The organism is Paraburkholderia caballeronis, assembly GCF_900104845.1.
Lineage (GTDB): Bacteria > Pseudomonadota > Gammaproteobacteria > Burkholderiales > Burkholderiaceae > Paraburkholderia > Paraburkholderia caballeronis.
The window spans coordinates 1,859,917-1,876,013 of the sequence record NZ_FNSR01000002.1; the positions used below are offsets into that span (position 1 = coordinate 1,859,917).

The 16,097-nt window shown below is 70.0% G+C and carries 15 protein-coding genes; 1 reads left to right on the top strand and 14 read right to left on the bottom strand.

What is annotated here, in order from left to right; translation table 11 throughout:
• Nucleotides 1-132: 132 nt before the first annotated feature.
• The 9 genes from BLV92_RS24830 to BLV92_RS24870 form a co-directional block, all read right to left on the bottom strand.
• Nucleotides 133-1,320, bottom strand: coding sequence for a porin (locus BLV92_RS24830; RefSeq protein WP_090550214.1), 1,188 nt, complete (start codon nucleotides 1,318-1,320; stop codon nucleotides 133-135).
• A gap of 279 nt (nucleotides 1,321-1,599) precedes the next feature.
• Nucleotides 1,600-2,625: a TauD/TfdA family dioxygenase gene (locus BLV92_RS24835; protein ID WP_090550217.1), complete on the bottom strand. Its 1,026-nt coding sequence runs from the start codon at nucleotides 2,623-2,625 to the stop codon at nucleotides 1,600-1,602.
• Nucleotides 2,626-2,680: 55 nt separating this feature from the next.
• On the bottom strand, nucleotides 2,681-3,565 hold the full coding sequence (locus tag BLV92_RS24840; protein WP_090550220.1) for an ABC transporter permease: 885 nt from the start codon (nucleotides 3,563-3,565) through the stop codon (nucleotides 2,681-2,683).
• Nucleotides 3,566-3,567: 2 nt separating this feature from the next.
• Entirely contained in the window at nucleotides 3,568-4,518 is a 951-nt protein-coding gene (locus BLV92_RS24845) for an ABC transporter permease (RefSeq protein WP_090551424.1), read from the bottom strand.
• Nucleotides 4,519-4,534: 16 nt separating this feature from the next.
• Complete coding sequence (locus BLV92_RS24850) at nucleotides 4,535-6,052, bottom strand: ABC transporter substrate-binding protein (RefSeq protein ID WP_090550222.1); 1,518 nt, start codon at nucleotides 6,050-6,052, stop codon at nucleotides 4,535-4,537.
• A 51-nt stretch (nucleotides 6,053-6,103) separates the two neighbouring features.
• Complete coding sequence (locus BLV92_RS24855; protein WP_090550225.1) at nucleotides 6,104-7,246, bottom strand: ABC transporter ATP-binding protein; 1,143 nt, start codon at nucleotides 7,244-7,246, stop codon at nucleotides 6,104-6,106.
• Nucleotides 7,243-8,301 carry an ABC transporter ATP-binding protein gene (locus BLV92_RS24860; protein ID WP_090550227.1) on the bottom strand — a complete coding sequence of 353 codons (1,059 nt, stop codon included), beginning with the start codon at nucleotides 8,299-8,301 and terminating at the stop codon, nucleotides 7,243-7,245. Before BLV92_RS24860 ends, BLV92_RS24855 begins: the two co-directional genes overlap by 4 nt.
• A gap of 201 nt (nucleotides 8,302-8,502) precedes the next feature.
• Nucleotides 8,503-9,834 (bottom strand): NtaA/DmoA family FMN-dependent monooxygenase, encoded by a 1,332-nt coding sequence (locus BLV92_RS24865; RefSeq protein ID WP_090550229.1) that lies wholly within the window; start codon nucleotides 9,832-9,834, stop codon nucleotides 8,503-8,505.
• Nucleotides 9,831-10,946: an LLM class flavin-dependent oxidoreductase gene (locus BLV92_RS24870; protein WP_167627140.1), complete on the bottom strand. Its 1,116-nt coding sequence runs from the start codon at nucleotides 10,944-10,946 to the stop codon at nucleotides 9,831-9,833. Before BLV92_RS24870 ends, BLV92_RS24865 begins: the two co-directional genes overlap by 4 nt.
• A gap of 457 nt (nucleotides 10,947-11,403) precedes the next feature.
• Between BLV92_RS24870 and BLV92_RS24875 the strand changes: the two genes are divergently transcribed.
• Nucleotides 11,404-11,913, top strand: a complete 510-nt coding sequence (locus BLV92_RS24875; RefSeq protein WP_090550235.1) for a MarR family winged helix-turn-helix transcriptional regulator — start codon at nucleotides 11,404-11,406, stop codon at nucleotides 11,911-11,913.
• Nucleotides 11,914-12,029: 116 nt separating this feature from the next.
• Here BLV92_RS24875 and BLV92_RS24880 read toward each other — a convergent pair whose 3' ends face one another.
• The 5 genes from BLV92_RS24880 to BLV92_RS32720 form a co-directional block, all read right to left on the bottom strand.
• Nucleotides 12,030-13,262 (bottom strand): amidase, encoded by a 1,233-nt coding sequence (locus BLV92_RS24880; RefSeq protein WP_090550236.1) that lies wholly within the window; start codon nucleotides 13,260-13,262, stop codon nucleotides 12,030-12,032.
• On the bottom strand, nucleotides 13,259-13,651 hold the full coding sequence (hpxZ, locus tag BLV92_RS24885; RefSeq protein ID WP_090550239.1) for an oxalurate catabolism protein HpxZ: 393 nt from the start codon (nucleotides 13,649-13,651) through the stop codon (nucleotides 13,259-13,261). The genes BLV92_RS24880 and hpxZ overlap by 4 nt, the downstream gene beginning before the upstream one ends.
• Before the next feature lie 99 nt (nucleotides 13,652-13,750).
• Nucleotides 13,751-14,950, bottom strand: a complete 1,200-nt coding sequence (locus BLV92_RS24890; RefSeq protein WP_090550241.1) for an oxamate carbamoyltransferase subunit AllG family protein — start codon at nucleotides 14,948-14,950, stop codon at nucleotides 13,751-13,753.
• A complete protein-coding gene (locus BLV92_RS24895; RefSeq protein ID WP_090550243.1) occupies nucleotides 14,947-15,474 on the bottom strand; it encodes an SRPBCC family protein in 528 nt (175 codons plus the stop codon). The genes BLV92_RS24890 and BLV92_RS24895 overlap by 4 nt, the downstream gene beginning before the upstream one ends.
• Nucleotides 15,471-16,085 carry an FAD binding domain-containing protein gene (locus BLV92_RS32720; protein WP_244283913.1) on the bottom strand — a complete coding sequence of 205 codons (615 nt, stop codon included), beginning with the start codon at nucleotides 16,083-16,085 and terminating at the stop codon, nucleotides 15,471-15,473. The genes BLV92_RS24895 and BLV92_RS32720 overlap by 4 nt, the downstream gene beginning before the upstream one ends.
• Nucleotides 16,086-16,097: the final 12 nt, after the last annotated feature.

Here is a 16,097-nt window from a genome sequence, read left to right on the forward strand (position 1 = left end):
CGTAAAAAGCGGGCGATGCGCGCGGGGTGCCGGCGATTCGCGATGCCCGACGCGGGTGCGTTCGAAGTCCGGAACGATGCCTCGCGGTGGGGCAAGGCTGCACTCCGATCAGGCGTCGCGCCGGGCAGCGGCTCAGAACTTGTGGCGGATGCCGACGAGGCCGAGCAACTGGTGGTTCGAATCGGACGCGGTTGCGCCGGTGATCGCCGCCACGGCCGGGCCGCCGGTCGAATCGGTGCCGGATGCGCGCTGATAGAACGCGTCGATGAACAGGTCGGTGCGCTTCGACAGGAAGTAGTCCGCGCCGACGTTCACCTGGTGGTAGATCGCCGGGCCGACGCCGTCCGCGTTGCCGTTGTGCGTGTACGTGTACGCGAGCGCGAGCTGCAGCGCCGGGGTCAGCTGGTACATCAGGTTGCCTTCGGCGATGTTGAACACGGCGGTGCCGCGGAAGCCGGCCGGACGCGCGGCGAGACCCGCGATGTTCACGCTGCCGAGGTCGGTGAAGCGCGTGTTCGTGTAGGTGAGCGCGAAGGTCGTCTTGCCGAACACGTACTGGCCGGCCGCCGCGAAGATCTGCTGGGTCCGGGCCGTCGCGTAGCCGCTGAACGCCGGGTTCGTCATGTTGTTGGCGGTCGCGCTGTCGTTTGCCTTGCTGCCGAAGAACGAGAAGTTCGGCTGATACGCGTCGTTGAACGCGACCGCGAGCGCGAGCGGCCCGTTCAGGTACTGCGCGCCGAGGCCCCACGTCTGCTTCTGCGAGAACTGGCCCGGCACGCCGCCGAAGCTGTAGTCGGCGCCGAACTGAAGGCCGTGCAGCGATGGGCTCACGTATTTGAGCGAGCTGTTGATCCGGTTGAAGTTGTCGAGGCCGTCGAGATCGCCGAGGTGGGTGCCGTAGCCGATGCCCGACGCCGCCCACGTGCCGCCGGACGGATACGGGCTGATGAAGTCGTACTGGATCGTCGCCTGGCGGCCGGCCGACACCGCGCCGTACGTCTTGCTCGCCAGCCCGACGTAGGCGCCGCGGCCGAACAGCGTGCCGCCCTGGCCGATCGTGCCGTTGGTGGTGCTGAAGCCGCCTTCCAGCCGGAAGAACGTGCTGAGGCCGCCGCCGAGGTCCTCGTTGCCGCGGAAACCCCAGCGCGATCCGGACGCGTTGCCGCTCGTCATCGCATACTGTTTTTCTCCCTTCGCGTTGCTATTGAACGTCAGACCCGCATCGACGACGCCGTACAGCGTGACCGAGCTTTGCGCGTGCGCGGTCGACAGACATCCGAGCGTGGTGGACGTCGCGGCGATCATCATGATCTTTTTCATCGTGGGTTCCCCAAGGTAATAAGCGTCCGGAAGGACGACTGGATTGTCGGCGCGGCTGCGCCGTATGCACTTCGAACCGGTGCGGCGAGAAGCGCCGCGCGTTCGCGCGGTTCTCTTCGCCGGCTTCATTCCAATTGCGCATCGAGTCGATTCGGATTCCGTATTAATATGGAATCGATCGTGGACAGGAAATTCAGCTCGTCGTCGTCGATGCTGCGTCAGTCAGTCAACCGGGCGCGGCCTTGCCACCAGCCGCCGCGCCCGGGTCCATCCAGTCGCTCAGGTCGTGGCGGTCGATACGACCGTGCGGCCATGCAGCACGTAGTTGCCGTCCTCGCCGAACAGCGCCGAGATCGGCCACGGATTCGCGAAGCGCAGCCACAGCCGCAGCATGTGCCGCTGCTGCTGATGCTCGGGGCCGTTCACGAAACTCGTGCGCGAGTGCAGCGTCGTCAGGTTGTTGCAGAACGCGATCTCGCCGGGCGCCATCATGAAGTCGAGCCGCAGGTCGTCGCGTTGCGTCAGCGAGTCGAGGTAGTCGAGGGCTTCGCGCTCAAGCGGCGTCAGCGGAATGCCGCGCTTGTCCGCGCCCGCGTTGATCTGGTTGCGGATGTAGCGGCAGCGCACGACGCCGTCCTGGTGGCCGAACACCGGCAGCGGCTGCGCCGATACGCCGTTGCCGCTCAGCGCCTCCTCGCGGCGGATGTAGTAGAAGCCGTTGTACAGCAGCCCGAGATATTCCGGATGCTCCGCGAGGATGATGTTGTAGATCTGGGCCGCGCTCACGTAGCTGCTCAGGCCGCCCGCCAGCCCCTGGCGCAGGCACATCAGGCCGAGCAGTTCCGCGCGGTCGGTGTGATACGGCAGATACGCGCTCGTCTCGTAGCCGCGCACGTCGATCTTGCCGTATTCGCGGCCCTGATCGAACACGTGGCCGAGCAGGTCCCCCTTCGGATTCTGGCCGAGCGGTTCGCCCAGATAGACGCCGAGGCCCCAGTAGATCATGCAGACTTCTTCGTCGGTGAGCCCGGCGATGTCGAGGCCTTGCAGCAGCACGAGGCCCGCGCCGTCGCGCACTTCGGACGCGATCTCGTCCAGCGTGCCGCGCAGCGTGTCGAGCGGGAAATCGTCGGTCTGCCAGTGCAGCATCGGCACGTTCGCGGCCTGCGCGTGGCGCAGCGCGGCGATCACCTCGCGCTGCTCGGCGGCCGTGATGCGGCGCTTCCAGCGGTCGTGGTCGAGCAGGTCGGCGCGTCGCCACGCGTGCGGCGTGGTGATCGGCTGGCGCCAGACGGTCTGTTGCATGATCGGTTCTCCGGGTTTCGTTTTTTGGTGTGTCGATAAGGGAAGAGGGCGGCGCTCAGCGACGCTGCCTCGTGTCGAGCGCGTCGCGCACGCCGTCGCCGAACACGTTCAGCGCGACGACCAGCACGAAGATCATCGCGCCGGGCGCAACCGCCATCCACGGCGCGTCGACCATGTACTGCTGCGCGGCGTTCAGCATGCTGCCCCACGACGGCGACGGCGGCTGCTGGCCGAGACCGAGGAACGACAGCGACGCCTCGGCGATCACCGCCGCGGCCGCGGTGATGCTCGCCTGTACGAACAGCGGCGGCAGCATGTTCGGCAGCACGTGGCGGAACACGATGCGCAGCGGCGACGCGCCGACGACGCGCGCCGCATCGACGTAGTCCTCGGTGCGGATCGCCATCGCCGCTGCGCGCGCGAGGCGCAGGAACGTCGGCAGCGCCGCCACGCCGATCGCGAGGATCGAGTTGTGCAGGCTCGGGCCGAGGAACGCGGCCATCGCGATCGCGACGATCAGGAACGGCACCGCGAGCACGGCGTCGGTCACGCGCATCACGACCGCGTCGATCCAGCCGCCCGCATAACCGCAGATCACGCCGAGCGGCACGCTGACCGCGCACGCGACGAGCACCGGCACGATCCCCGCGAGCAGCGACGCGCGCGTGCCCCAGATCAGTCGGGACAGCACGTCGCGGCCCACTTCGTCGGTGCCGAGCCAGTGCAGCGCGGACGGCCCCTTGCGCACCATCAGGAAGTCCGAATGCAGCGGATCGAGCGGTGCGAACCACGGCGCGAACACCGCGAGCGCGACGAACAGCAGGATCACGACGCCTGCGGTCACGCTCGCGGGGCGGCGCAGCAGCCGTTCGGCGGCGGCGCGCAGGCGGCTTTTCGCGCGCGGCATGGCGGCGGACGGCAACGGGACGACGACAGCCATCGTCAGCTCCTCAAACGCGGGTTGATCAGGAAATACAGCATGTCGGCCGCGAGGCTCGCGAGCACGAACATCACCGACGACACGAGCACCAGCCCCTGCACGACCTGGTAGTCGCGATTGAGCACGCTGTCGACCATCAGCTTGCCGAAGCCGGGAATCGAGAACACCTGCTCGGTCAGCACCGCGCCGGCGAGCAACTGGCCGAACTCGATCGCGCCGAGCGTGACGACCGGCATCAGCGCGTTGCGCAGCGCGTGGCGCAGCACGACGCGCAGTTCGGTCAGCCCCTTCGCGCGCGCGGTCCGCACGTAGTCGGCGCGCAGCGCGTCGAGCATCGCGCTGCGCATGTGCCGCATCAGCACGCCGGCGATGCCGGTGCCGAGCACGATCGACGGCAGCACGAAACCCATCACGCAGCGCACCGGGTTCTCGGAGAACGGCACGTAGCCGGACGCCGGAAACCAGTTGAGATGCACGCAGAACGCGAGCACCAGCAGGATGCCGAGCCAGAAGTGCGGAATCGAGATGCCGGTCAGCGCGACCGCCGTCGCGAGCAGATCCGCGAGACGGCCGCGATGCGTCGCGGCGACGATGCCGAGCGGAATGCCGATCAGCAGCGCGAGCGTCATCGACGCGAGCGCCAGTTGCAGCGTGATGGCGAGCTTGCCGACGAGCAACTGCGTGACGCCGATGTCGTCGCGCATCGACACGCCGAGGTAGCCGTGCAGCGCGCCGCCGATCCAGTGCAGATACTGCACGTAGACCGGCAGGTCGAGGCCGTACTTGTGGCGCAGTTCGCCGAGCATCTGCGCGTCGACGTTCTCGCCGCCCGCCAGCGCGAGCGCGGGATCGCCGGGCAGCATCCGCTGCAACAGGAAGATCAGCACGGACAGGATCAGCACTGTCGGCAGCGCGAGCGCGAGACGGCGGCCGACGAACGCGATAAAGCGGATCACGGGCGGCTCCTCGTCATGGCTGCAAATGCAGGCCCTTCACGCGGATCGTGCTGTCCGGGTGCGGGACGAAGCCGGTCAGCTTCGCGCTGACACCGGTGAACGTGCGGCGGTGCCACAGCACGGACGACGGATACGCCTGCGCGAGCATTCCGTTGACTTCGCGGTACAGGCGCTGGCGTTCGTCGTCGGTCGTGGCCTCGCGCGCGGCGACCATCAGCTTGTCGATGGCCGGGTCGCAGAACTTCGAATCGTTCGTCGGCCCGTTGCACGAATACTGCGCGTAGACGTTGCCGTCCGGATGCGGGCGGCCGCTCCAGAAGTTGAAGATCGCGTCGAAGTTGCCGCGCCGCGCGTTTTGCAGCATCACCGCGTCGTCCTGCGTTTCGATCTTCATCGTGATGCCCGCTTCCGCGAGCATCGCCTGCACCATCTGCGCGGCCTCCTGGCGCTCGCGCTCGGGCGGCACCAGCAGCGTGAACGTGAGATGCGCGACGCCGGCCTGCTGCAACAACTGGCGCGACGCGGCGACGTCGCGCGCCGGCACCGGATGCGCGGGATCGTAATAGCGGCTCGTCGGGCCGACGAACTGGTTGCCCGGCTGATACTGATCGTTGAACAGCGCCTTCACGAGCACGCGCCGGTCGATCGCGAGATCGACGGCATGCCGCACGCGTACGTCGTGGAAGATCGCGGCGCGCGGGCCGTTGCCGCTGTTGTAGCGGATGTAGTGATAACCGAGGTCGGGCGCGGACACGACCTTCACGCGGGGATCGTTCGCCAGTTGCGGCAGGTCGGTCGGCGTCAGTCGCTCGGCGATCTGGATCTGCCCGGAGCGCAGCGACGACAGCCGCACCGTCGAATCCCCGATCGGCAGGTACTCGATCCGGTCCGGGTCGCCGGCCGTGTGCGCGGCATCCCAGTAGCCGGCGAACTTCTCGACGACGATGCGCCCCTGCGGCACGCGCTCGACGAACCGGTATTCGCCCGCGCAGACCGGCTGCGAGCCGAAGCGGTCGCCGAGCTTCTGCGCGGCGTCGGGCGCGACCATCATCCCCGCGCGTTCCGCGAGGCTGTACAGCAGCAGGTTCGCCTGCGGCGCGTTCAGCACGAAACGCACGCTCGACGGATCGACGACGTCGACGTGATCGACCATGCTCAGTTCGGTGCGCCGCAGCGAGCCCGGCAGCGTCATGTGACGCTTGACGTTGTACGCGAGCGCGTTCGCGTCGAACGTTTCGCCATCCTGAAACTTCACGCCGGGGCGCAGCCGGATCGTGACCGACTTGCCGTCCTTCGCGACCTCGTAGCCGGTCGCGAGCTGCGGGACCAGCGACAGGTCGTCGGCCTTCACGTCGAACAGCTTGTCGCACAGCGCGGTCATCGGCTGGCGGCCGGTCGCGAGACGGTTCAGCGTCGGGTCGAGCGTGTCGGGGTCCTCGACGAGGCCGATCCGCAGCACGCCCTGCGCGGCCGCATGGCCGGCGACGCAGGCGAGCAGCGTGGCGAGAAGCAGCGAAGAAAGCTTGCGCATGAAGTTCTGGTTTCCTGTTGTTGAATGAGATCGCAAACGGATGCAGCGGGCCTACGCGGATCGCGCGGGCAACGAAGACGACGGCAGCGGCAACGGCAGCGGCGCGGCCGGCTGGCGGAACCGCTCGATCAGCCGCGCGACGCGCGGCGGAGGCGGTTCGGTCAGCGACGGGCTCAGTCCTTCCCAGCGCGGCAGGTCGCGCCAGTGATGACATGCGCACGCGTGGCCGGCGTCGTCGGCGACGAGTTCGGGCGTCTCGCTGCGGCAGCGGTCGGTCGCGAACCCGCAGCGCGGATGAAAGCGGCATCCGGACGGCGGATCGAGCGGGCTCGGCAGGTCGCCGCCGAGCACCACGCGCGCGCGTTGACCCGCTTCGAGCGCCGGCACCGCGCCGAGCAGCGCGCGCGTGTACGGATGGCGCGGCGTCGCGAAGATCGCGCGGGTCGGCGCGGTCTCGACGAGCCGGCCGAGATACATCACCGCGATCCGGTGCGCGACGTAGCGCACCGCCATCAGGTCGTGCGAGATGAACAGCATGCGGACGCCGGTCTGCCGCTGCAGCGCGCGCAGCAGGTTCAGCACCTGCGCCTGCACCGACACGTCGAGCGCGGACACCGGCTCGTCGCAGACGATCAGTTGCGGCTCCAGCGCCAGCGCGCGCGCAATGCCGATCCGCTGCCGTTGCCCGCCGGAGAATTCGTGCGGATAACGATGCATCTGCGCCGCGTGCAGACCGACGCGTTCGAGCAGTTCGGCGACGCGCCGCTCGATGCCCGCGTGAAGGTCCGCGTGATGGACGATTAGCGGCTCCGCGATCAGCTCGCGCACGGTCATCGACGGGTTCAGCGAACTGAACGGGTCCTGGAACACCATCTGAAGATCGCTGCGGAAGTCGAGCAGCGCATGGCGCTTCAGGCGCGCGAGGTCGATGCCGCGAAACTCGATGCGGCCTTCGTCCGGATCGAGCAGCCGCAGCAGCAGCCGGCTGACGGTCGATTTTCCGCAGCCGCTTTCGCCGACGAGGCCGAGCGTTTCGCCGGCGGCGATGTCGAACGACACGCCGTCGACCGCCGATACGCGCGCGCGCCGGCCGAACAGGCCGCCGGCCGCATAGTGTTTCTTCAGGTCGCGCACGCGCAGCAGCGGCGCTTCGTGGTGCGCGGCCGCGCGGGTCGGAGTCGGGTTCGGGTTCATGTGTTCGGCTCCAGCGGCGCGGCGTGACAGGCGGCGGCATGACCGGCCGCGAGCGGATTCAGCGCGGGTTCGATTGACTGGCACGCGTCGAGGCGGAACGGGCAGCGCGGCGCGAACGCGCAACCCGCGGGCAGCATGCGCAGGTCGGGCACGCTGCCGGGGATCGCGATGAGCGGCGCGTCGCCGGGCTCCGCGCGCGGCACCGCGCCGAGCAGGCCGACCGTGTACGGATGCTCGGGATGCGAGATCACGCGTTCGGCCGGCCCGTGTTCGACGATGCGGCCTGCGTACATCACCGCGATCTCGTCCGCGAGCCCGGCGACGAGGCCGAGATTGTGCGAGATCAGCACGATCGCGGTGCCGCGTTCGCGGCGAATCTCGTCGAGCAGCTCGACGATCTGCGCCTGCACGGTCACGTCGAGCGCGGTGGTCGGCTCGTCCGCGATCAGCAGGCGCGGATTGCACGCGAGCGCCATCGCGATCATCACGCGCTGGCGCATGCCGCCGGACAGGCGGTGCGGATAGTCGTCGACGCGCCGCGCGGCCGACGGAATGCGCACCTGGTCCAGCAGTTCGATCGCGCGGCGCCGCGCGGCGCGACGGTCCACGGCTTCGTGCGCGACGATCGCCTCGGCGATCTGGTCGCCGATCGTGAACACCGGGTTCAGCGACGACAGCGGGTCCTGGAAGATCATCGCGATCGCGCGGCCGCGCTGCATCCGGCGGCGCGCGGCGGACATCGCGAGCAGGTCGCGTCCTTCGAATTTGATGCTGCCGCTGGTGATGCGCGCGCCGGGCTGCGGCAGCAGCCCCATCACGGCGAGCGACGTCACGCTCTTGCCGCTGCCCGACTCGCCGACGACGCCGACGCAGCGGCCCGCCGCGACGTCGAGATCGACGCCGCGCAGCGCCGGCGCCGCGCCGTGCTCGCCGGCGAATTCGACGCCGAGCCCGCGAATGCGCAGGATCGGCGCGTCCGCCGTCGCCGCGAGCGGCGGCGCGGCGGTCAAGCCGGCCTGCGACGCGGACGCGACGCGAGGATGCGCGCCCCTCATGGCTGCGTCCGCGAGGCGGCGTACGGCGGGGATACGGTCATACGTGGGTCTCCACTGCGAAACTGGGAAAGCGCGAACGGGTGTTGCGGACGCTCCGCACGCCTGGTGCGACGACGCGTGCGGAGCAGGCAACAGCGGGTAACAGCAGGCAACGTACGAGACGCACGAGACGCGAACCTTGTTCGCGCCAGGCGTCGGGCTTCAGGCCGGCACGTGCTTGAGCATCCGCTGGAAACGCCCCGGTTCGGGACGCGCGAGCCCGAGGTGCTCGCGCAGCGTATTGCCCTCGTAGTCCTCGCGGAACAGGCCGCGGCGCTGGAGTTCCGGCACCACCTGTTCGACGAACACGCTAAGTTGCTGCGGGAAATACGGCGGCATCACGTTGAAGCCGTCGCACGCGCCGCCGAGCAGCCAGCGTTCCATCAGATCCGCCAGTTGTTCCGGGGTGCCAACGAAGCTGTGATGCGCGCGCGAACGGGCGATCAGCCGCGCGCTGCCGGAGATCGTCAGCTTCTGGCGCGCCGCGTTCGTCAGCAGCATGTCGGCGTTCGCGGTCGGCTTCTTCGCCGCGCGGATTTCGTCGACCGGCAGCAGGTCGTCCGGATCGCGGTCGTACAGCGAAAAGCCAAGGTTCTCGCTGAGCATCCAGATGCCGACTTCCGGATGCACGAGGTCGCCGAGTTCCTGTTCGAGGCGCTGCGCTTCCGCCTCGGTCGAGCCGAGCAGCGGCGACAGGCCCGGCATGATGACGACTTCGTCGGGCCGGCGGCCGTAGCGGGCCATCCGATCGTGGGTCGACGCGCGGAACGCGCGCGCGATCTCGAAGTCGGTCTGCGCGGTGAACACGGCTTCCGCGACCAGCGCCGCGAATTCGAGCCCCGGCGGCGAGCCGCCGGCCTGCACGAGCACCGGCCAGCCCTGCACTGGGCGCGGCACCGGCAGCGCGCCGGACACCGCGAAGCTGTCGCCGTGATGCGCGACCGGATGCACGTGCGCGGGGTCGCGCAGGAAGCCGGCCGCGCCGTCGTCGATGCTGTCCCACAGCGACGTGCAGACGTCGATGAACTCGCGGCCGCGCACATAGCGGTCCGCCTTCGCCATCGCTTGCTCGCGGCTGAAGTTCAGCGACGCCTTGTCTTCCCACGTCGTCACCACGTTCCAGCCCGCGCGGCCGCCGCTCAGGTGATCGAGCGTCGCGTATTTCGCGGCGATCTCATACGGCTCGTGATAGGTGGTGGACAGCGTGCCGACCAGCCCGAGTTTCGTCGTCACCGACGACAGCACGGACAGCAGCGACACCGGGTCGAGATTCGACGTCGTCTGCCGGCCGAAAAAGCGGCCGTCCTTCTCGCGCGTGAACAGCGTGTCGCCGACGAAGAACAGGTCGAACTTGCCGCGCTCCGCGAGCTGCGCGACGTCGCGATAGAAGTCGAGCCCGGTCACGGACGCGGCGGGCGTCGACGGATGGCGCCAGCCGGCGATGTGGTGCGCGCCCGGATAGATGAAGAGGCCCAGGTGGAGTTGCCGGGTCATGAGCGGGATTCCGAAAAGCGGTTCGTCGGGCGCGCGAGCGCGAGGCGTTCGCGCAGCGTGGCGGTCGGGGCGGCCGGTCTGCGGCGCAGCAGCTTCGGCACGACGCCGGTCACGAAGCGGTCGAGGTCGTCCGGCAACACGGCCGGCGCGAGGTCGAAGCCGTCGCAGACGCTGTCCGCGTCCCACGCGTCGAGCAGCGCGGCGAGGCCGTCGGCGGTGCCGACGAAACGATGGCCGGGCAGGCCGGCGCCTTCCGGCGCGAGTTCGTCGAGATGGCGCGCGCGCGCGGCGGCTTCGGCGTCGGAATCCGCGAGCACGAACGACACGGTCGCGAGCACCTGGACCGCGTCCGCCGGCCGGCCCGCGCGCTGCGCGAGCGTGCGCAGTTCAGCGCGAAGCCGCTGGACGGCTTGCGGCGAGTCCGAGTCGGTAATGAACAGGTCCGCGAAACGCGCGGCCAGTTGCAGCCCGGCCGGCGTGGCGTCGTCGAACACGAGCACCGGATGGCCCTGCACCGGACGCACCGCGGTCAACGGTCCGCGCACGCTGAACCACGGGCCTTGATGGTGGATCGGATGGATGCGGTCGGAGTCCGCGAAGATGCCGCTCGCCTTGTCCGCGACGATCGCGCCGTCTTCCCAGCTATCCCACAGCTTTATCAGGATGTCGATGTATTCGGCCGCGCGCGCGTAGTGCTCGTCGGCCGACAGCACGCGGGCGTGCGCGAACGCCGGGTCGCCGCCCGCGCTGTGGCGCAGGTCGAGGCGCAGCGCGGTGCGGCCGGACGACAGGCCGTCGAGCACCGCGAGCGCGCGCGCGGTGTGGAACGGCTCCGTATAGGCGACGCGCACCGTCGCGCCGAGTCCGATCGCGGACGTCTTGGCGACGAGCGAGCCGACTAGCGGCGTGGTGTCCGGCGCGAGGTCGATGCGTTCGCCGTTCGGGCCGGCGGCGCGCGGACGGGTGAACAGCGCGCAGTCGAGCGCGCCGGACTGCGCGCGCGCGACGACGCCCGCGTGCTGCGGAAAGCCCTGCGGCGACGCGGCGAGCCCGGACAGGCCCCAGGCAGCGGGGTGATGGCCGTATCCGGCTATCGACAAGATGAGATGCATGGGCGAATTGGATTCTGTTTTGGATAATGTGCCGGCGTGGTCACGGCCCAACCCCATTACGCAATAGCCGTGCCAATAAGTGGTATGCCACATATAAAGATCGGCAAAGCCTGTCGCAGCGCATGTTTGCGGCGTTGCGAATCCGGAGCGTCCGCAACGTCATGCTATGATCCGCAAACCCGTGGTGCACCACATGTATGCGAAAACGGCGTGACCGCCGTTCCATCGTCGTGCGGCGGCACGTCTCCAGTGCAGAAGGGCGAGGCGGGCCGGTCGGCCGGCCGCCCGAAAAAGCGGTATGCCACGGACGACGGAACGGCACGGTGCGGTGTCCGCCCGGGAGGGCGGCGGCAGGTCGATTGGCGATATCGGTATCGCGTCTATATAATCGACCGGACCCGCGATGGCCGCGGGCTGGCATGATCCCGCCGTGCATACACAATCAACCCGGTGACCCATGTTGGATAACGACTCTTCTGCGGCGGTCCAGGCGTCGCTGCAACAGTACTACGAGCGCACGCTCCTCTTTTCGCGGCCGGGATTCCTGATCCGCCGCCTGCATCAGATTCATGGCGGGCTGTTCCTGCAGGAAACCAGCGAATTCGACATCACGCCGGTCCAGTACAGCCTGTTGACCGCGCTCGCGGAGCACGGCGAAACCGATCAGAACACGCTCGCGTCGGACATCGGGCTCGAACGCAGCAGCGTCGCGGAGGTGTTGCCGCGGCTGGAGTTGCGCGGCCTGTTGAGCCGCCGCCAGTCCGAGCAGGATCGCCGGATGAAGCTGGTGAAGCTCACGCGCAAGGGCAGCGCGCTCGTGAAGAAGATGCGGCCCGCCGTGCAGCGCGCGCACGACCGCACGCTCGAACATCTGCCGCCGGGCGAGCGCGATCTGTTCATGCTGCAATTGATCCGCCTCGTCGAGGCGAACAACGACACGAGCGTCGTGCCGCTGAAAATCCGCTGACGCGGCGGATCGCCATCGTGGTGCTTCGGCTCATGTGAAACGGGCGCGGCCGATGCCGCGCCCGTCTTCGTGCGTCTTCTTGCGTCTCGCCGCTTCGGCGGCGGCCCGTCAGCCTGTCAATCCATCAACGCCGCGTGCAGTGCGCGGGCCAGCGCGAGCACGGCTTCGTCGTCGCCGCGCGCGCCGGTGACCGATAGTCCGAGCGGCGCGCCGTCGAACGCAGTCCACGGCAAGCTCACCTGAGGCAAGCCCGCCAGCCCCGCGATGCACAGCATCTGCTGCGAGCGGCGGCGAATGTCGTCGATCTCCGCGCCGGACGCATCCACGCGCGGCGCGACCCACGGCAGCGTCGGCATCACGACGAACGTGTCCGCGTCGGCGAACAGCCGCGCGACGGAGCGCAACGCGTCCACCCGGACCCGCTGCGCGGCCGCCGCCTGGTCGGGCGCGATCGCGAGCGCGGCGGCGAAGCGCGCGCGCACGTCCGCGCCGAACGTATCCAGATGCGCGGTCGCCCACGGCCCGTGCTGCGCCGCGACCTCCGCCGCCTGCAACACGCGGAACGCATCGGCCCACGCCGGCGGCGAGAATCCCGCGTCGCGCACGTCGATGGACCACGACGCCCGCAGCCGCGCGCACGTCGCGTCGAACGCGGCGCGCGCGGCCGGATGCAGCAGCGCGAGCAGCTCGTTCGGCACGACGATGCGCGCGCGGCGCACGTCGTTCGACGGCGCGGCCGGCTCGCCGTGCGTGAGCGCGCCGAGCACGTCCGCGAGCAGCGCGGCGTCGCGCGCGAACCAGCCGACCGTGTCGAAACTGTGCGCGAGCGTCACGCAGCCGTTGCCGGCGATGCGGCCGTGCGTCGGCCGGATGCCCCAGATGCCGCAGTAGCTCGCCGGCAGGCGGATCGAGCCGCCGCAGTCGGTGCCGAGACCGACGTCTGCGTCGCCGGCCGCGACCGCGACTGCTGATCCCGACGACGAGCCGCCCGGCAGCCGCGCCGGATCGGCGGGGTTTTCCGGCGTGCCGTAATGCGCGTTGATGCCGGCGAGGCTGTACGTCAGTTCGTCGGTGACGGTCTTGCCGACCCATCGCATGCCGCGTTCGAGCAGCAGTCTCACGGCCGGCGCCGTCGCTGCGGCGAGCGGCTGCGCGTCGCGCCATGCCGGATTGCCGCCGCCGGTGCGCAGGCCCGCGACGTCGAACACGTCCTTGACCGCGAGGCGCGCGCCCGACAACGACGACGACCGTGTATCCGCAGAGGGCAACGCGGCAGGCGGCAATGCGCCGAAACCATCGCGCACGAACGCGCGATGCAGGCCCGGTTGAAGCAGATCGGCGTGGTTCATCGTTGCGGCTTCGGTTCGTCCATCCAGCTTACGTGCGCGGCGACGACCTTCCAGTCGCCGCCGATCTTCACCCACGTCTGCGACTGGCGGCCGACGCGCGGTTCGCCGTCGCGCGCGAACGTGATGTTCGCGACCGCGAAGCCGTCGCCAAACGTCGTGATCCAGCGGCCGGTCACGGTCCGCATCAAGCCCTTCGACGGGCGCTGCAAGCGGAACGCGCGGATCTCGTCGTAGCCGGCCAGGTTTTCGGTCGCGCCGAAGCGCAGCGTGTGCGGGCTGTCCCAGAACAGCGCGTCGAGCTGCGCGACGTCGTTCGTCGTCAGCGCGAGTTCATAGGCCGACGACGCGCGTTCCACTTCGGCATACGGGCCGGGTTCGTTGATGTGCATGGCAGTGGTTCGTGGGCGGACGCGCTTCCGGTCGATCGCCGGAGGCGCGTCCGCGTTAAAGGAGGGCGCGGCCGGGGCCGCGCGTAATCCGAGGCCGCGTCAGCGCCGGTTCAGCGCCGCCAGAAACAACGCGACCGGCGCGGTATAGAGCCCGCGGCCGAGCAGGCCCGCGCGGCCGGCCGCGTCGATCATCGCGATCGCGGCGAGCGGGGCGGTGCCGTGCGCGGCGACCGCCGCCGCGTCGAGCGCGCAGCGCAGCCCCGCGAACGCCGGCCAGTCGTCCGCGAGCAATGCGGGTTGCGCGCTCTGCCAGCCGGCGGGCAGCCACGGCGCGAGCGCGTCGGCCGGCTCGGGCGCGAAGCGCAGCGCCTGCGCGCCGAAGCCGGCCGCGTCGATCACGCCGCTGTCGCCGACGAGCGGCGACGCGCTCTCGGTCGATCCCGGCTTGATGCGCGGCCCGCGCGGCGCGGCGGCGGGCAGCGTGACCCAGCGCGACGGATCGCCCGCGAGCCGCACGCCGACTTCGCGTCCGTTGCCGGCCAGCGCGACGACCAGCGTCGCGTCGGGATCGGAGCCGTCGTTCGCGGCGGCGTCCATCATCAGATGGCACGCGGCCATCCATAGCGTCAGGAAGAATAGCGGCGACTGGCTCAGGATGCTGTGCGCGGCCGGCAGCGCGAGCCGGTCGGCGAGCGCGGCCGTCGCGGCCGTGGTGCGGGCGTGCAGGTCGTCGCCGCCGGCGAGACCGGCCGCCGCGAGCGGGAACAGTTCGATCGGGCCGTTGGCGAGCGCGTCGGACAGCAGCGGCACGAACACGTTGTCGCGCCAGCGCAGCCGTTCGAGCACGGCCGGCTCGCGCGTGCCGAAGCGGATCTGCGCGCCCGCGCCGCTGCCGAACATCGACCATGCGCGGCGGCGCGGATCGTTCGGCGCGGCCGCGTCCGTCACCTCGATCAGCGGCGTGCCGGGCGACACGATCGCCGCGAGCGGCACGACCACCCGATACGACTGCGCATCCACGAGCCGCACCTTGCCGCTCGCGATCAGCCGCTGGGCGTCGGCTTCCGTCGACGCCCAGCCTTCGTGCAGGCACGCGAGCACGGCCGACGACAGCACTGGCGGCGGCGGTCCGACCGGGTCTTCGAACGGCGGCCCCGCGTGCAGCAGCGTGAAGTCGGGGAGGCCGACTGCGTCGCGCGCGCGGACGACCGCGCTCCATTGCGGTCGGACCGCGTGCAGCCGCGCAAGCGCGGCCCGGTTCGCGGCGGCACGGGTTTCGGCCAGTGCGCCGGCGCTCATCGCGAGCCTCGCGCGACACCGAACCCGCCGAGCAGACGCGCCCACAGCACCTTCCAGAACAGCTTGCCGAGATCGGGCGGCGGCGCTGAGGCCGGGGTCGCCGTGGGCGATGACCCGGGTGCGTCCGCAACCGTTGCGCCGAACGCATCGGCCACCGGTTGCGCGGCGGCCGCCGTGCGTTCCGCCGTCGCATCGAGCTTCGCCTTCAGGTTGGTCGCAAACGCATTGGTCAGGCGCGTCGCCAGTTCCTTCGCGACGCCGCGGATCGAATGATCGACCCTCACGTCCACGCGCGACGCGCTGTTGCGGTCGACGCCCGCGCCGCTCACGCTGCCGCGCCGCGTGTCGTCGTCCAGCTGCATCGGGCCGTCGCCCGCGAAAGTTGCGACGATCATCGCGCGTTTCAGCGCGCCGTCCTGCGGCAGCGCCGCGAGCGACGCGCCGGGCAGGCACGCGACGGCGCCGGGAATTTGCCATCCGTCGTCGCGCGGGTACGGCACGATAAAGCTTTGTTCGATTTTCATGGGCGGTCGAAAAGAGAAGTCTGGCGCCGGCGGTCAGCGCAAGCGGAGAAGGAGGCGGGGCATTCGCGCAGCGCGCCGATGCCGTGCAGATCGATCAGCCGGTCCGGCTGTGCGAGACGCAGGTTCATCATCGGCCCGCGCGACTGGTTGCCGGGCATGAGTCTGCCCCTGCCGTCCGATGCGGCGGCGAAGCGGATCGCGTCGTCGAACGCGGACGGCTTTTCGTAATCACAGGCGACGGGATGCGGCCGCACCTTGTGCGGCCCCGGCAGGATGCGGCCGACTGGCCGCACTTTCGGGCCGGCGAACGCCGGCTGTTCCGACGACTTGAAGCCGGGCAGTCCGGAATTCGCGACGATCGGCTTCACGCCGTTCAGATCGGCGAGCGTACCGACCGCGTGCTCGAAACCGGCGGGTTTCCCGATGCCGACGATGTGGCCGTGCGCGACCGGGCTGCGCACGAACGCGACGTCGGGCGTCCCGACCATCCGGACGTTGCCGACGTATTCGCCGCGGCCGCGCATGAAGCGGTCGTCCTCCCTGCGCGTGGGCGACGCGCCGATGCCTTGCGGGCGGTCGGGGCCGTTGGGGTGGGGCGGGCGTTTCGTCATCGCCTGATTGCT

Bases quoted from the DNA above. Each gene is read 5' to 3' on its own strand.
- BLV92_RS24830 (WP_090550214.1), bottom strand. From the start codon at position 1,320: ATGAAAAAGATCATGATGATCGCCGCGACGTCCACCACGCTCGGATGT.
- BLV92_RS24835 (WP_090550217.1), bottom strand. From the start codon at position 2,625: ATGCAACAGACCGTCTGGCGCCAGCCGATCACCACGCCGCACGCGTGG.
- BLV92_RS24840 (WP_090550220.1), bottom strand. From the start codon at position 3,565: ATGGCTGTCGTCGTCCCGTTGCCGTCCGCCGCCATGCCGCGCGCGAAA.
- BLV92_RS24850 (WP_090550222.1), bottom strand. From the start codon at position 6,052: ATGCGCAAGCTTTCTTCGCTGCTTCTCGCCACGCTGCTCGCCTGCGTC.
- BLV92_RS24855 (WP_090550225.1), bottom strand. From the start codon at position 7,246: ATGAACCCGAACCCGACTCCGACCCGCGCGGCCGCGCACCACGAAGCG.
- BLV92_RS24860 (WP_090550227.1), bottom strand. From the start codon at position 8,301: ATGAGGGGCGCGCATCCTCGCGTCGCGTCCGCGTCGCAGGCCGGCTTG.
- BLV92_RS24865 (WP_090550229.1), bottom strand. From the start codon at position 9,834: ATGACCCGGCAACTCCACCTGGGCCTCTTCATCTATCCGGGCGCGCAC.
- BLV92_RS24870 (WP_167627140.1), bottom strand. From the start codon at position 10,946: ATGCATCTCATCTTGTCGATAGCCGGATACGGCCATCACCCCGCTGCC.
- BLV92_RS24875 (WP_090550235.1), top strand. From the start codon at position 11,404: ATGTTGGATAACGACTCTTCTGCGGCGGTCCAGGCGTCGCTGCAACAG.
- BLV92_RS24880 (WP_090550236.1), bottom strand. From the start codon at position 13,262: ATGAACCACGCCGATCTGCTTCAACCGGGCCTGCATCGCGCGTTCGTG.
- hpxZ (WP_090550239.1), bottom strand. From the start codon at position 13,651: ATGCACATCAACGAACCCGGCCCGTATGCCGAAGTGGAACGCGCGTCG.
- BLV92_RS24890 (WP_090550241.1), bottom strand. From the start codon at position 14,950: ATGAGCGCCGGCGCACTGGCCGAAACCCGTGCCGCCGCGAACCGGGCC.
- BLV92_RS24895 (WP_090550243.1), bottom strand. From the start codon at position 15,474: ATGAAAATCGAACAAAGCTTTATCGTGCCGTACCCGCGCGACGACGGA.
- BLV92_RS32720 (WP_244283913.1), bottom strand. From the start codon at position 16,085: ATGACGAAACGCCCGCCCCACCCCAACGGCCCCGACCGCCCGCAAGGC.